Origin of the sequence: Variovorax gossypii (assembly GCF_003965815.1) — a bacterium.
Taxonomy (GTDB): Bacteria; Pseudomonadota; Gammaproteobacteria; order Burkholderiales; family Burkholderiaceae_C; genus Variovorax; species Variovorax gossypii.
The window spans coordinates 872,223-886,145 of record NZ_RXOE01000002.1; the positions used below are offsets into that span (position 1 = coordinate 872,223).

The 13,923-nt window shown below is 67.6% G+C and carries 14 protein-coding genes; 9 read left to right on the top strand and 5 right to left on the bottom strand.

The features are described 5' to 3' along the window. The first annotated feature begins 54 nt into the window (after positions 1 to 54). Positions 55 to 693, top strand: a complete 639-nt coding sequence (locus EJP69_RS11700; protein WP_093196208.1) for a TetR/AcrR family transcriptional regulator — start codon at positions 55 to 57, stop codon at positions 691 to 693. On the opposite strand, the gene EJP69_RS11705 is transcribed toward EJP69_RS11700, so the two are convergent. The 4 genes from EJP69_RS11705 to EJP69_RS11725 all read right to left on the bottom strand — a co-directional run bounded on the left by EJP69_RS11705 (position 677) and on the right by EJP69_RS11725 (position 4,862). Beyond that, positions 677 to 1,714 carry a VWA domain-containing protein gene (locus tag EJP69_RS11705; protein ID WP_093196207.1) on the bottom strand — a complete coding sequence of 346 codons (1,038 nt, stop codon included), beginning with the start codon at positions 1,712 to 1,714 and terminating at the stop codon, positions 677 to 679. The genes EJP69_RS11700 and EJP69_RS11705 overlap by 17 nt on opposite strands. Beyond that, complete coding sequence (locus tag EJP69_RS11710; RefSeq protein ID WP_093196206.1) at positions 1,711 to 2,700, bottom strand: DUF58 domain-containing protein; 990 nt, start codon at positions 2,698 to 2,700, stop codon at positions 1,711 to 1,713. Before EJP69_RS11710 ends, EJP69_RS11705 begins: the two co-directional genes overlap by 4 nt. A gap of 111 nt (positions 2,701 to 2,811) precedes the next feature. Then, entirely contained in the window at positions 2,812 to 3,825 is a 1,014-nt protein-coding gene (locus EJP69_RS11720) for an AAA family ATPase (RefSeq protein WP_093196205.1), read from the bottom strand. 26 nt (positions 3,826 to 3,851) lie between these two features. Then, entirely contained in the window at positions 3,852 to 4,862 is a 1,011-nt protein-coding gene (locus EJP69_RS11725) for a S1C family serine protease (RefSeq protein WP_126470224.1), read from the bottom strand. A gap of 97 nt (positions 4,863 to 4,959) precedes the next feature. Between EJP69_RS11725 and EJP69_RS11730 the strand changes: the two genes are divergently transcribed. From EJP69_RS11730 to EJP69_RS11760, 7 genes are all read left to right on the top strand, one after another. Next, a complete protein-coding gene (locus tag EJP69_RS11730) occupies positions 4,960 to 5,820 on the top strand; it encodes a TatD family hydrolase (protein ID WP_126470226.1) in 861 nt (286 codons plus the stop codon). Between the two features lie 132 nt (positions 5,821 to 5,952). Further along, entirely contained in the window at positions 5,953 to 6,372 is a 420-nt protein-coding gene (locus EJP69_RS11735; protein WP_126470228.1) for a hypothetical protein, read from the top strand. Positions 6,373 to 6,493: 121 nt separating this feature from the next. After that, the gene (locus EJP69_RS11740) at positions 6,494 to 7,027 is read left to right on the top strand and encodes a DNA-deoxyinosine glycosylase (protein ID WP_093306025.1); all 534 of its coding nucleotides are present in this window, start codon (positions 6,494 to 6,496) and stop codon (positions 7,025 to 7,027) included. Positions 7,028 to 7,035: 8 nt separating this feature from the next. Next, entirely contained in the window at positions 7,036 to 7,824 is a 789-nt protein-coding gene (locus EJP69_RS11745; protein WP_093196200.1) for a class I SAM-dependent methyltransferase, read from the top strand. Continuing rightward, complete coding sequence (tfpB, locus tag EJP69_RS11750) at positions 7,821 to 9,617, top strand: type IV pilus assembly ATPase TfpB (RefSeq protein ID WP_093196199.1); 1,797 nt, start codon at positions 7,821 to 7,823, stop codon at positions 9,615 to 9,617. Before EJP69_RS11745 ends, tfpB begins: the two co-directional genes overlap by 4 nt. Positions 9,618 to 9,757: 140 nt before the next feature. Further along, complete coding sequence (locus EJP69_RS11755; RefSeq protein WP_093196198.1) at positions 9,758 to 10,246, top strand: tripartite tricarboxylate transporter TctB family protein; 489 nt, start codon at positions 9,758 to 9,760, stop codon at positions 10,244 to 10,246. Positions 10,247 to 10,265: 19 nt separating this feature from the next. Further along, positions 10,266 to 11,777: a tripartite tricarboxylate transporter permease gene (locus EJP69_RS11760; RefSeq protein WP_093306018.1), complete on the top strand. Its 1,512-nt coding sequence runs from the start codon at positions 10,266 to 10,268 to the stop codon at positions 11,775 to 11,777. Positions 11,778 to 11,839: 62 nt separating this feature from the next. Here EJP69_RS11760 and EJP69_RS11765 read toward each other — a convergent pair whose 3' ends face one another. Continuing rightward, positions 11,840 to 12,766: a LysR family transcriptional regulator gene (locus EJP69_RS11765; RefSeq protein WP_093205492.1), complete on the bottom strand. Its 927-nt coding sequence runs from the start codon at positions 12,764 to 12,766 to the stop codon at positions 11,840 to 11,842. Positions 12,767 to 12,863: 97 nt separating this feature from the next. Between EJP69_RS11765 and EJP69_RS11770 the strand changes: the two genes are divergently transcribed. Continuing rightward, entirely contained in the window at positions 12,864 to 13,835 is a 972-nt protein-coding gene (locus EJP69_RS11770) for a Bug family tripartite tricarboxylate transporter substrate binding protein (protein WP_093306014.1), read from the top strand. The last annotated feature ends 88 nt before the right edge of the window (positions 13,836 to 13,923 follow it).

Sequence of the window (13,923 nt, forward strand, 5' to 3'; positions counted from 1 at the left end):
CGTGCAAGATCGCCCGTTTCCTTCAACCGAACAACAACCGAGGAACAGCAACCGATGCCGCGTGGAAGATCCGCCACCTACGAGGACCAGCGTGAATTCATCCTCGCGCAGGCCGCCCAGCTGTTCGCGCGCAGCGGCTATCCCGCCACCTCGATGAACCAGGTGGCCGAGGCCTGCGGCCTCTCGAAGGCCACGCTGTACCACTACTACAAGGACAAGAGCAGCCTGCTCATCAGCATCGCGGAGACGCACGTCTCCAAGCTCGCCGCGCTGGTGGCCGAGGAAGAGGCCTCGCCGCACACCGACGAGGAGCGCCTGCGTCGCTTCATCTACCGCATCGTCGAGGAATACGCCGGAGCACAGGACGCGCACCGCGTGCTGACCGACGACGTGCGCTTTCTCGAAGAGGCCGATCGCGAGCGCGTGCTGGACAAGGAGCGCGAGGTGGTCGCGGGCTTCGCGCGCGCGGTGTCGGCGCTGCGCCCGGGCGCGCCCAGCGACGACCTGGCCAAGCCGCTGACCATGCTGCTGTTCGGCATGATCAACTGGATGTTCACCTGGATGAAGCCCGACGGCCGGCTCGACCACGCGGCCATCGCGCCGATCGTGGCCGACCTGTTCCTGGGCGGGATCGGCGCGGTGAGGTCGCCCGAGGCGGCCGCCGCCCCGCGAGGCGCTAGAGAATCCGGTTGAACCAGAGCAGCGAGAGGCCCGCCGACAGCAGCGTCAGCACGGCAGCGCACAGCGCGAAGAGCGCGGAGATCTCGGTTTCCTTCTTCTCCACCGTGAGCTTGGAGCTCAGCGTCTCGTAGACCTTCTTCAGGTCGTTCGCGGTGCCTGCGTAGAAGTATTCGGCGTTGGTCTTGTTGGCGATGGCCTTGAGCGTCTCCTCGTCGAGCCGCACGCGCATCGACCAGCCTTCGAAGCCGATGGTCTCGCCGTCGACCGTACCCACGCCCACCGTGTAGATGCGCACGCCGCGGTCGGCGGCTGCCTTGGCCGCGTCGAGCGGATCGACGCCGGTGGTGCGCTGGCCGTCGGTCAGCATGATGACCGCCGCCGAGGTGAACGAGCCGGGCGCCACGGGCGTGAACTCCTTGAGCTTCTTCTCGTTCTGGTCGATGGCCGCACCGCGCTGGCGGCTGGGCGAGCTGAACTGCTCGACGTCGATGCCCGCATCGGGGAACAGCGTGGCCAGCGACACCACGATGGCATTGCCCGTGGCGGTGGCGCGCTGCAGCTGGAAGCTGTCGATGGCGGTCACCAGGTCTTCGTGGTTGGTGGTGGGCAGCTGAGCCACCTGCGCGCTGCCCGCGAAGGCGACGATGCCCACCTTCACGGTGCGCGGCAGGTCCTTGATGAAGCTCTTGGCCGCCTCCTGCGCCGCCACGAGCCGGTTGGGCTGCACGTCGGCCGCGCGCATGCTGCCGGACACGTCCATCGCCAGGATGATGGTCTGCTGGTTCGACGGCAGCACCACCACCGCCATCGGCCGTGCCGCGGCCACCAGCATCGCGGCCATGGCAAGCAGGAACAGCAGGGGCGGCAGGTGCCGTCGCACGCTCTGCCCGGCGCCCATGGCCTCGCGCACGATCGACAGGCTGGCGTAGCGCACCGCCAGCTTCTTCTTGCGGCGCAGCAGCCAGAGATAAAGCAGGATCAGCAGCGGCAACGCCGCCAGCAGCCAGAGGAATTGGGGCCAGAGAAAAGTCATGCTGCCACCGCCTTCAGACCAGCCTGGCCGATGCGCGCGCGGCGCTTGCGCAGATCGGCGAAACGGACGATGGCTTCCACCAGGTCGTCATCGGTAGAGAGTTCGAGCGCGTCCACGCCGGCCCGGGCCAGCGCCTCGCGCAATGCGGTCTCGCGCTCGGCCGCCAGACGGGCGAAGCGCTTGCGGAAGCCCGCGTCATGGGTGTCGACCCACAGCTGCTCGCCGGTTTCGGCGTCGCGCAGCGGCACCAGGCCGAGGTCGGGCAGCTCGAGTTCGAGCGGATCGAAGAGGCGCACGGCGACGACCTCATGGCGCTGCACCAGCTGGCCCAGCGGGCGTTCCCATCCGGGCTCGCTCAGGAAGTCGGAAACCACGAACACGGTGGAGCGCCGGGGCATCAGCGTGGCGGCCGACTTGAGCAGGTCGGCCAGTCGCGTCATGCCTTTCTGCGTGGGCGCGGACTCGGTCTTGCCGGCGCGCTTTTCCATCGCGTGCAGCAGATGCAGCACATGGCGCCGTCCGCTGCGCGGCGGGATCACGGCTTCGAGGTCGCTGCCGTAGACCAGCGCGCCCACCCGGTTGCCGTGCCGCGTGAGCAGCCGAGCCAGCACGCCGACGAAGCCCGCCGAGATCTCTCGCTTCGCCTTCAGCCCCGAGCCGAAGTCGACCGAGCGGCTCAGGTCGAGCACGAACCAGGCGGCCATCTCGCGGTCTTCGGTGAACACGCGCACGTGCGGCGTCTGCAGTCGTGCGGTGACGTTCCAGTCGATGTGGCGCACGTCGTCGTTGTGCTGGTACTCGCGCAGGTCGGCCAGGTCGAGCCCGGCACCGCGCATCAGCGTGCGGTAGTCGCCCTGCAGCAGGCCGTCGAGGCGGCGGATCACGGTCCACTCGAGCCGGCGCAGCGCGCGTTCGGCCCCGCCGGCTTCAGCGGCGAGCCGTTCGTCGTTCGCGGCCGAGGGGGCCTTACGCCACCAGCTTTTCATGCGATTTCAGGGAACACCGCGGAACCGGCTTTGCCGGGCCGCTGGTGTTGCCCCCTGCAAGGGGGTTGGCGAAGCGACACGAAGTGCGCGAAGACTGGGGGTGTGCTCATTTCAGGCCACCAGCTTTTCATGTTCGAGCGGTTTCGGTGGAGCGGGGACTGCGCGCATGATCTTCTCGACCAGGCTGTCGGGTGTCAGGCCTTCGGACAAGCCTTCGTAGGAAAGCGTCACGCGATGGCGCAGCACGTCGGGCACCAGTGCCGTCATGTCTTCCGGCAGCGCGTAGCTGCGGCCGCGCAGCAGCGCCAGGGCGCGCGCGCCCTCGGTCAGGCTGATGCTGGCGCGCGGGCTGGCGCCGAAGGTGATGAATCGGCGCAGGTCTTTCAGCCCGTGCTTCTCGGGCGTGCGCGTGGCCGACACCAGCTTCACCGCGTACTGGATCAGCGAAGGGTCGACGTACACGCGCCGGGCTTCGGCCTGCAGCGCGGCGAGCTGCTCGGTGGTGGCGACCGGCGTGGCGTTGACCGCCGGGCCGATCACGCGCTGGACGATGACGAACTCTTCCTCGTCGCTCGGATAGTCGACCAGCACCTTCATCATGAAGCGGTCGACCTGCGCCTCGGGCAGCGGATAGGTGCCCTCGGTCTCGATGGGGTTCTGCGTGGCCATCACGAGGAAGGGGCGGGGCACCTTGTGCGTCTCGCCGGCAATGGTGACCTGGCGCTCCTGCATCACCTCGAGCAGCGCGCTTTGCACCTTGGCCGGCGCGCGGTTGATTTCGTCGGCCAGCAGCAGGTTGGCGAACACCGGGCCCAGCGAGGTGCTGAACTCGCCCGTCTTCTGGTTGTAGATGCGCGTGCCCACCAGGTCGGCCGGCACCAGGTCGGGCGTGAACTGGATGCGCTTGAACTGGCCGCGCACGGTGTCGGCCAGCGTCTTCACGGTGAGCGTCTTCGCCAGGCCCGGCACGCCTTCGACCAGCAGGTGCCCGCCCGCGAGCATGGCGACCATCACGCGCTCCAGGAAGCGGTCCTGGCCCACGACCACGCGCTTCACCTCGTAGAGGATCTGCTCCATCAGTTCGGCGGTGCCGGCGGGCGTGGGGTTGACGGTCTCTGTGCTCATGCGAAGGACTTTCGAAGGAGGATCGATCAGAACGGTGGCGAGCCCGCGGCGGACGCGGCGTTCTCGATGGGCACCGCGAAGCCGATGCCGATGAAGGTGCGCTGCTGCGTCGGGTTGAGGATGGCGGTGACGATGCCGAGCACCTCGCCGTCCATGTTGATCAGCGGTCCGCCCGAATTGCCGGGATTGGCGGCCGCGTCGAACTGGATCAGGTTGCCCAGCTCCTGCTTGCCCTCGGGCGAGCGGAACGAGCGCTTCAGGCCCGACACCACGCCGGCCGACACCGAAGGCCCGATGCCGAACGGAAAGCCCACGGCCGCCACCTGGTCGCCGGGGCGCAGGTCGGCGGTGGAGCGCATGGTGGCCGGGATCAGGTCGTCGGGAATCTTCTGCGCCTGCAGCACCGCGAGGTCGTTCTCGGGCTGCACGCCGGTGATGGTGGCGGCGGCTTCCAGGCCGTCGTAGAAGGTGACCTTGATCTTGTCGGCACCTGCGACCACGTGCAGGTTGGTGAGGATCACGCCCTTGTCGACGATCACCACCCCCGTGCCCACGCCGCGCTCGACTTCACCCGGCGCCACGCCGTCATTGGGTGCTTCCGGTGGCTTGCCCTTGGCCATGTTGCGGCCGCGCTTCTGGGTCTTGGCTTCGGGCGTGTTCTTCTCCTCGCCGTAGCTCACCACCCGCACGACCGAGGGGCGGATGATGTCGGCCGCCTTGGCCGCCGGAGAGGGCAGGGTGTTGGTCTGCAGCGAGCGCAGCACGGCCGCGTCGATGTCTTTCTGCGTGAGGGCCTTGGCGCCCGGGCGGGGCATCCAGAACGCGGTGCCCGCGACCAGCGCGGCCGAGAGCACGATGAGCACCGCGAAGCTGCGGCGGCCGGGCTGCCAGCCGGTCTTGCCTGCGGGAGCGGCTCCGGGTGGCTGGTCCGCGCCGGCGGCTTCGGGCGATGCCGGCGCATCCGCCCGTTCGGCCGCCTCGTCTGCGGCCGGCGGCAGCGTGCGGGGCGAGCGGCTGTAGAAGGCGGGCCTGCGCATCGGAGTACCTCCGGCTAAAAAATCGCAAATCGCGTGTACAGGAGTTCACAGTAGCACGCTTTCCGCGCCTGCGCATCCCATCGGGCATCATCGAGCGATGGCTACCTTCATCGATACCCACTGCCATCTGGACGCGCCCGAATTCGGTGCGGAGATGCCCGTCCTGCGCGCCCGCGCCGCCGAACGAGGGGTGGCGATGTGCGTGATCCCGGCGGTGGCCGTCTTCAACTTCTCCATCGTGCGCGAGCTGGCCCACGCGCAGGGCGATGCCTACGCCCTGGGCATCCATCCGCTGTGCACCGGCGAGGCGAAGGACGAGGACCTCGAGGCGCTCGATGCCGAACTGGCCGCGCGGCGCGACGACCCGAGGCTGGTGGCTGTCGGCGAGATCGGCCTCGACTACTTCGTCGAGGGGCTGGACGGCGAAAAGCAGGAGCGGTTCTTTCACACTCAGTTGCAACTGGCACGCAGGCACGGGTTACCCGTGCTTATCCACGTACGGCGCTCGGTCGACAAGGTGCTCAAGCATCTGCGGCAGACGGCGGGCGGGAAACCGTGGCAGGGCATCGCCCACGCCTTCAACGGCAGCGAGCAGCAGGCCGGCGCCTGCATCGAGCTCGGATTGAAGCTGGGCTTCGGCGGCGCGGTGACCTTCGAGCGCGCCCTGCAGCTGCGCCGGCTCGCCTCCACGCTGCCGATGGAATCGATCGTCATGGAGACCGACGCGCCCGACATCCAGCCGCACTGGATCTACCGCACGCAGGTCCAGCGCGATGCCGGCGAGCCGCAGGGCCGCAACGAGCCGGCGGAGCTGCCGCGCATCGCGGAAGTGGTGGCGCAGCTGCGGGGCATCGCCATCGATGCGCTGGCCGAAGCGACCACTGGCAATGCGGTCTCGGCCCTGCCGAAGCTCCAAAGTCTGCTGTCCGCGTCGGATGGCCGGAAGCCCTCCGCGTAGGCCGATTTCCCGAGTTGCGCCCAAGCGTGCCGCCGGGCCTTTTTTGCTGTCATCCTTGAAGTTCGAAGTGGCGTTGGTTGTGCAGTGGCACATCCGTCACTCCCATACTTCACTCAAAAAAGGAGTCTTTCGATGACCAAATCCTTCGTACGCACCGTTCCCGTCGTGGTCGCCCTGGCGCTCGCATCCGTCGGCCTGTCGGCCGTCGCGCAGACCGCCGCCACCACCGAACCCTCCACCACCGAGAAGGTGAAGGAAGCCGGCAAGGACGCAGTGAACGCCACCGAGCGCGGAGCGGAAAAGGCCTGGGACGCCACCAAGAGCACCACCAAGAAGGCCGTTAACGCCACCGAGCGCGGTAGCAAGAAGGCCTGGAACGCGACCAAGCGCACCACCAAGAAGGCGACCACCGCCACCAAGAACGCAGCCGCGAAGACCGGCGACGCCGTCGAGAACGCCGGCCACAAGACGGCCGACGGCATGCGCAGCACCGGCAAGGCCATTGGCGAGAAGATTCCCGGCACGGCCGAGAACGAAGCCGCCAAGAAGTAAGCAGTTCAGCTGACCCGGCGATGCCGGGCCGGCTGTTCCGCCCCTCCCCAGGAAACCCGCCTCGGCGGGTTTTTTCATGGGCGGTCCGGATGCGGACGGGACGGTGGCACGATTGCCGCCCATGAATCCACCCGCCGCATCCGCCACCGCCGCGAGCCCGATGCTCACGGGGCTCGCGCCCGTCGTGTCGCCGGGCACCGTCTTGCTCGTCCTCGGCAGCTTCCCCGGGGTCAGGTCGCTCGAACTGCAGCAGTACTATGCACACCCCCAAAACCAGTTCTGGAAGATCTTGCAAGCCGTCTGGCCCGAAGTCCCCTTGCCGTCGGGCGTAGACAGCTACGCGCAGCGCTGCCGCTGGCTGCTCGACCGCGGCCTGGGCGTGTGGGACGTGTACGCGTCCTGCGAGCGCGAGGGAAGCCTCGATTCGGCCATCCGCGCGCCGGTGGCGAACGACATCGCCGGCCTGCACCTGCCGAAGCTCGCGGCCATCGCGCACAACGGCGGCGAGAGCTTCAAGCATGCGCGCCACACGCGCACCCTCGGCGTGCCGGTCTACCAGCTGCCTTCCACCAGCCCCGCCAACGCGTCGTGGAGCTTCGAGCGCAAGCTCGCGGCCTGGCGCGAGGTGCTGGCGGCCCACAAACTAGTCGTCTGACGGCATCGATGGCATCGAGCAAAACTCCTATTTCCCTACCCGAAGTCAATTTCTCCGACTGGGGCGACATCCGCTACCTGCACCTCGGTACCGAGTGGGTCCAGGGCTCGATGAAGCTCGACGCGCCCTTCGAGATCGAGCTCGAATACGTGCAGCGGATGATGGCCTGGCTGCTCTTCGCCGACCCGAAGACCGTGGCCAGCCGCCACGCGATGCAGCTCGGCCTGGGCGCGGCCACGCTCACCAAGTTCAGCCGCAAGATCCTGCGCATGCGCACCACCGCGATCGAGCTCAATCCGCAGGTGGTGTCGGCCTGCCGCGGCTGGTTCAAACTGCCGCCGGACGACCCGAAGCTGCGCGTGGTCATCGCCGATGCCGCAGCCGAGATCCGCAAGCCCGAATGGCACGGCACGGTCGATGCGCTGCAGGTCGACCTGTACGACCACGAGGCCGCCGCGCCCGTGCTCGACAGCGAAGACTTCTATGCCGACTGCCGAACGCTGCTCACCGATGACGGTTGCATGACCGTCAACCTTTTCGGCCGCTCGTCGAGCTACGAGCGCAGCCTCGAGAAGATCTCCTCCGCGTTCGGCGCCGATGCGGTCTGGGCCTTCAAGCCGACGCGCGAAGGCAACACGGTGGTGCTCGCCCAGCGCACACCGGGCCGCCCGAAGCGCGAGGCGCTTGCCGAGCGCGCCCAAACGATCCAGACTCGCTGGGGCCTGCCCGCGCCGAAATGGCTGCGGGTCTTCAAGCCACAGAACCCGACACTCACCCGAACGACCTCCGGCTCATGAGCGCTGTATCCGCTGCTTCCGCCCCCGCCCCGCTGGCCGCGCGCCACGAAGGCCCGCTCGACCTGCGGCGCCTGATCGAATGGCTCGCCTCCGACGGCGTGATTTCCCCGGTCGAGGCCAAGCGCACCATCGCCCGCTGCGCGCAGGCCGAGAGCCGGCAGGCCCCGCTGGTGCGGCTGGCCAACGTGGCCATGACGCGCGAGAGCGACAACAAGCCGCTCGATCTCGAAACCCTCACGCAATGGCTCGCGGGCCGCGCGGGCCTTTCCTACCTGCGCATCGATCCGCTCAAGGTCGACGTGGGCAAGGTGGCCGACACCATGAGCGCGGCGTACGCCGAGCGCCACAAGGTGCTGCCGGTGCAGGTGCTGCCCAATGAAGTGGTGGTGGCCACGGCCGAGCCCTTCCTCACCGACTGGATCGCCGAGGTCGAACGGCAGGCGCGCCGCTCGGTGCGGCGCGTGGTCGCCAACCCGGCCGACATCCAGCGCTACACGGCCGAGTTCTTCGCGCTCGCGAAGTCGGTGCGCGCCGCGCAGAAGGCCGGCGGCAACGCCAGCACCACGAGCTTCGAGCAGCTGGTCGAGCTCGGCAAGAGCAACAAGCAGCTCGACGCCAACGACCAGAGCGTGGTGCAGGTGGTCGACTGGCTGTGGCAGTACGCCTTCGACCAGCGCGCGAGCGACATCCACCTGGAGCCGCGCCGCGAGCAGGGCGTGATCCGCTTCCGCATCGACGGCATCCTGCATCCGGCCTACCAGATGCCCATGGGCGTGATGAACGCGATGGTCGCGCGCATCAAGCTGCTGGGCCGCATGGACGTGGTCGAGAAGCGCCGTCCGCTCGACGGCCGCATCAAGACCCGCAACATGCGCGGCGACGAAGTCGAAATGCGCCTGTCGACCCTGCCCACCGCCTTCGGCGAGAAGATGGTGATGCGGATCTTCGACCCCGACACCGCGGTGAAGGACCTCGACGCGCTGGGCTTCGCGCAGCACGACGCGCAGCGCTGGGAGCAGCTCGTCACCCGGCCCAACGGCATCATCCTGGTGACCGGCCCAACGGGCTCGGGCAAGACCACCACGCTGTATTCCACGCTCAAGCGCGTGGCGACCGAGGAGGTCAACGTGAGCACGGTGGAGGACCCGATCGAAATGATCGAGACCTCCTTCAACCAGACGCAGGTGCAGCCGCAGCTCGACTTCGGCTTCACCGAAGGCCTGCGAGCGCTGATGCGGCAGGACCCGGACATCATCATGGTCGGCGAAATCCGCGACCTCGCCACCGCCGAAATGGCGGTGCAGGCGGCGCTCACCGGCCACCTGGTGTTCAGCACACTGCACACCAACGATGCGCCGAGCGCCATCACGCGGCTGATGGAACTGGGCGTGCCCTCGTACCTCATCAACGCCGTGATGCTGGGCGTGCTCGCGCAGCGCCTCGTGCGCACGCTGTGCCCCAACTGCAAGCAGCCCGACGACACCGTCACCCGCGAGAAGCTCGAGGCCATCGTCAAGCCGTGGCAGATCACGGGCTCGGTGCGCGCCTACAAGCCGGTGGGCTGCGTCGATTGCCGCATGACCGGCTACATGGGGCGCATGGGGCTCTACGAGCTGCTGAGCGTCAGCGAGCCGTTCAAGAGCCAGGTCACGAAGGAGCCCAACCTCGCCGGGCTGCGCCGCCAGGCCGTGATCGACGGCATGCGGCCGCTGCGGCTGGCCGGCGCGCTGCGCGTGGCAGAAGGCGTGACCACCATCGAAGAGGTGCTCAGCGCCACGCCTCCGCTGGAATGACCTGCGCTGCGTTCCAGCCACCCCGGGAGCGATGAATACTCCCGGGTTATCCCTAGGACTTTGGTTAGTGGAATCCACATCGGCCTGACCGGAGGCTGACTCGACAATCCCGCATCGAAATTTGTTCGAGGAGACTGTTCGTGAAGATCAAGAGTCAGAAAGACTTTTTCTCGGGTCTGATGTTCACGGTGGTGGGTGTGGCGTTCGCATGGGGCGCCACCACCTACACCGTGGGCACCGGGGCCCGGATGGGACCGGGTTACTTCCCGTTGATGCTCGGCATCCTGATGGCCCTCATCGGCCTCGGGATCATGTTCAGCGGGCTCACCGTCGAGACCACCGACGGCGAGAAGATCGGCAAGTGGGCCTGGAAGCAGGTGGTGTACATCCTCGGCGCCAACCTGGCGTTCGGCATCCTGCTCGGCGGCCTGCCGAGCGTCGGCATCCCGGCCATGGGCATGATCATCGCCATCTACGCGCTGGTGATCATCGCCAGCCTCGCGGGCCACGAATTCAAGCTGCCCAGCGTGCTGGTCCTGGCCACCGTGCTGGCCGTCGGCAGCTACGTCGCGTTCATCTGGGCGCTCAAGCTCCAGATCCAGGTCTGGCCGACCTTCATCACCGGTTGAGACGAAAGCCGATTCCACCATGGACCTGATCCACAACCTTTCCGTCGGTTTTGGCGTCGCCTTTACCTTCACCAACCTGCTGTACTGCCTGATCGGCTGTATCTTGGGCACGCTGATCGGCGTGCTCCCGGGCATCGGCCCGGTCGCGACCATCGCGATGCTGCTGCCGGCAACCTACGCGCTGCCGCCGGTCTCCGCGCTGATCATGCTGGCCGGTATCTATTACGGCGCTCAGTACGGCGGCTCCACCACCGCGATTCTTGTCAACCTGCCCGGTGAGTCTTCATCAGTGGTGACAGTGATCGACGGCTACCAGATGGCGCGCAAGGGCCGCGCAGGCCCGGCGCTCGCCGCCGCAGGCCTGGGCTCGTTCTTCGCTGGCTGCGTGGGCACGCTGATCCTGGCCGCCTTCGCGCCGCCGCTGACCGAGCTGGCCTTCAAGTTCGGCCCCGCCGAATACTTCTCGCTGATGATCCTGGGCCTGATCGGCGCCGTGGTGCTGGCTTCGGGCTCGCTGCTCAAGGCCATCGCGATGATCGTGCTGGGCCTGCTGATGGGTCTGGTCGGCACCGACGTGAATTCGGGTGTCGCGCGCTACAGCTTCGACATTCCGGAGCTCACCGACGGCATCGGCTTCGTGGCCATCGCCATGGGCGTGTTCGGCTACGGCGAAATCATCGCGAACCTCTCGCGTCCCGACGACGAGCGCGAAGTGTTCACCGCCAAGGTCTCGGGCCTGTTCCCGACCAAGGAAGACTTCAAGCGCATGCTGCCCGCAGTGCTGCGCGGCACGGCCCTGGGCTCCGCACTGGGCATCCTGCCCGGCGGCGGCGCGCTGCTGGCTGCCTTCGCTGCCTACACGATCGAGAAGAAGACCAAGCTGAAGCCGGGCGAAGTGCCCTTCGGCAAGGGCAACATCCGCGGCGTGGCGGCTCCCGAGTCGGCCAACAACGCCGGTGCGCAGACCTCCTTCATCCCGCTGCTGACGCTGGGCATTCCGCCCAACGCGGTGATGGCGCTGATGGTGGGCGCGATGACCATCCACAACATCCAGCCGGGCCCGCAGGTCATGACCAGCAACCCCGAGCTGTTCTGGGGCCTGATCGCCTCGATGTGGCTGGGCAACGCGATGCTGATCATCCTGAACCTGCCGCTGATCGGCATGTGGATCAAGCTGCTGTCGGTGCCGTACAAGTACCTGTTCCCGGCGATCGTTCTCTTCTGCGCGATCGGCGTGTACTCGACCAACAACAACACCTTCGATATCTGGATGGTGGGCATCTTCGGTCTGGTGGGCTACACCTTCTTCAAGCTGGGTTGCGAGCCTGCGCCGCTGCTGCTGGGCTTCATCCTGGGCCCGATGATGGAAGAGAACCTGCGCCGTTCGCTGCTGTTGTCGCGCGGCGACTGGAGCGTGTTCGTCACGCGTCCGATCTCGGCGAGCCTGCTGGCTGCCGCGGCCCTGCTGCTGATCATCGTGCTGCTGCCGGCCGTGAAGTCGAAGCGCGAAGAGGCTTTCGTCGAGGACTGACCACCGGTCCCGGTTCTGCCTCCTTCCTTGAAAACGGCGCCTTCGGGCGCCGTTTTCCTTTTCTAGCTCTTGCCTGCCCGCGGCGGCTTCATGTGCTGCCGGGCCATCGCCAGGAAGGCCATCGCCGCCGGGCTCAGCGGATGCTTGGCCAGCCGGATGGCGACCACCGGGTACTCCAGCACGGGCCGCGTCACGCCCACGGCGCGCAGGTTGGCCGGCATCAGCACTTCCACGTAGCGCGGCGCGAGCGCCACGCCCGCGCCGGCCTGGATGAGCCCGAAGGCGGTCGACAGCATCGACACGTGGTGCACCACTTGCGGATACACGTTGGCCACGCTCGCCAGCTGACGGCTCACGGCGCGCCAGACGTTGGCGTCGGGGTTGACGTGGATGAAGGGCAGGCCTTCGAGGTGCCTGGCCTCGACCGAGTCGTGCTGCGCCAGCGGGTGGTCGTCGCGCACGAAGAGCGCCATGCGCTCGGTGAAGAGCGGCTCGGTCGCCAGTTCGGAATGCTTCTGGCCGATGTCGGAACCGAAGCCCAGGTCCGCCTCCTGCGAGAGCACGCGCGAGATCATCTGCTCGGCCGTGCTGTCGAGCAGCGTCGCCGCCAGCGTCGGATGCTTCTGCGAGAAGCGACCGAGCAGCGGCGGCAGCAGGGCGCCCGCGGTCAGGTGGCCCACGGCCAGCACGATGCGACCCTCGCGCAGCTGCGACTGCGAGCGGCAGGCGCCGACCGAATCGTCGATCAGCCGCAGCGCGCGCACGGCGGTGTCGACCATCATCTGGCCCGCGTTGGTCATGCGGATGCGGCGCCCGCGCACCACCAGCGGCTGAGCCAGCTCTTCCTCGAGCCGCTTGATCAGGTGGCTGATGGCGGGCTGGGTGAGCTGCAGTGCCTCGGCCGCCAGCGTGAAGCTGCCCGTTTCGGCCACCGCCGCCAGCGCCCGCAGCTGCTGCAGCGAGATTTCTTCGGCGGGGGCTCTGGTCATAAACGGTGTTGATAGTTGAATAAGCCGAATTATCTGGCTTGATGCGCCAGCGGTGCATAGCATGCTTGTCCCGTCCACAGGCACAGAATTCCCGCAAATGAAACGCCTCCAGTTCCTCCAGGCGCTCGCCATCGCATTCGGCATGGCCGCCTCGTCCGCCAGCCTGGCGCAGGGCTACCCGAACAAGCCGATCCGCCTGATCGTGCCGTTCCCGGCGGCAGGCGCCACCGATCTCTTCGCCCGCACGCTGGGGCAGAAGATGGGCGACAAGCTGGGCACCACGCTGGTGGTCGACAACAAGCCCGGCGCCGGCGGCGCCATCGGCTCCGATCAGGCCGCCAAGGCCGCGCCGGACGGCTACACCATCCTGCTGGCCACCACGAGCACGCACTCCATCGGCCCCGCCATCAGCAAGCTGCCCTACGACACGGTGCGCGACTTCACGCCCATCGCTCACGTGGGCGACGCCGCCAGCATCATGCTGGTGCCGGTCAATTCGCCGGCGAAGACGGTGCGCGAGTGGATCGACTACGCGAAGAAGAACCCCGGCAAGCTCAACTACGCATCGAGCGGCAACGGCACCATCGTGCAGCTCACGGCGGAGCTCTTCAAGGCGCAGGCCGGCGTGTTCGTCACGCACATCCCGTACAAGGGCACGGCGCTGGCCATCCCCGACCTGATCAGCGGCAAGGTCGACGTGCTGTTCGACTCGCTGCCCACCGGCATGCCGCACGTGCGCGACGGCCGCCTGCGCGCGCTGGGCGTCACCTCGCTCAAGCGCAGCCCGCTGGCGCCCGAGCTGCCGGCCATTGCCGACACGCTGCCGGGCTACGAGTCGAACACCTGGTTCGGCTTCTATGGTCCGAAGAACCTGCCGGCGGACATCGTCGCGAAGATCAACAAGGCCGCCAACGAGGCGCTGGCCGATCCCGAGGTGAAGGAAAAGCTCGCGCGACTGGGCATCGAGCCTGCCGTGCCCGGCACGCCGGACCAGTTCGCGAAGATGGTGGCTGTCGATGCCGCCAAATGGAAAAAGATCGTCGTCGACCGCAAGATCACCAACGAGTAATAGGCTCGCCCCCAGTCTTCGCGCACTTCGTGTCGCTTCGCCAACCCCCTACCGGGGGCAACACCAGAGGCCCGGCAAAGCCGGTTCC

Excerpts from the sequence above, each read along its gene's own strand:
- EJP69_RS11730 (WP_126470226.1), top strand. The coding sequence starts at position 4,960 with ATGGCTACCTTCATCGATACCCACTGCCATCTGGACGCGCCCGAATTC.
- EJP69_RS11745 (WP_093196200.1), top strand. The coding sequence starts at position 7,036 with ATGGCATCGAGCAAAACTCCTATTTCCCTACCCGAAGTCAATTTCTCC.
- EJP69_RS11735 (WP_126470228.1), top strand. The coding sequence starts at position 5,953 with ATGACCAAATCCTTCGTACGCACCGTTCCCGTCGTGGTCGCCCTGGCG.
- EJP69_RS11765 (WP_093205492.1), bottom strand. The coding sequence starts at position 12,766 with ATGACCAGAGCCCCCGCCGAAGAAATCTCGCTGCAGCAGCTGCGGGCG.
- EJP69_RS11700 (WP_093196208.1), top strand. The coding sequence starts at position 55 with ATGCCGCGTGGAAGATCCGCCACCTACGAGGACCAGCGTGAATTCATC.
- EJP69_RS11705 (WP_093196207.1), bottom strand. The coding sequence starts at position 1,714 with ATGACTTTTCTCTGGCCCCAATTCCTCTGGCTGCTGGCGGCGTTGCCG.
- EJP69_RS11720 (WP_093196205.1), bottom strand. The coding sequence starts at position 3,825 with ATGAGCACAGAGACCGTCAACCCCACGCCCGCCGGCACCGCCGAACTG.
- EJP69_RS11725 (WP_126470224.1), bottom strand. The coding sequence starts at position 4,862 with ATGCGCAGGCCCGCCTTCTACAGCCGCTCGCCCCGCACGCTGCCGCCG.
- EJP69_RS11740 (WP_093306025.1), top strand. The coding sequence starts at position 6,494 with ATGAATCCACCCGCCGCATCCGCCACCGCCGCGAGCCCGATGCTCACG.
- EJP69_RS11770 (WP_093306014.1), top strand. The coding sequence starts at position 12,864 with ATGAAACGCCTCCAGTTCCTCCAGGCGCTCGCCATCGCATTCGGCATG.
- EJP69_RS11710 (WP_093196206.1), bottom strand. The coding sequence starts at position 2,700 with ATGAAAAGCTGGTGGCGTAAGGCCCCCTCGGCCGCGAACGACGAACGG.
- tfpB (WP_093196199.1), top strand. The coding sequence starts at position 7,821 with ATGAGCGCTGTATCCGCTGCTTCCGCCCCCGCCCCGCTGGCCGCGCGC.
- EJP69_RS11760 (WP_093306018.1), top strand. The coding sequence starts at position 10,266 with ATGGACCTGATCCACAACCTTTCCGTCGGTTTTGGCGTCGCCTTTACC.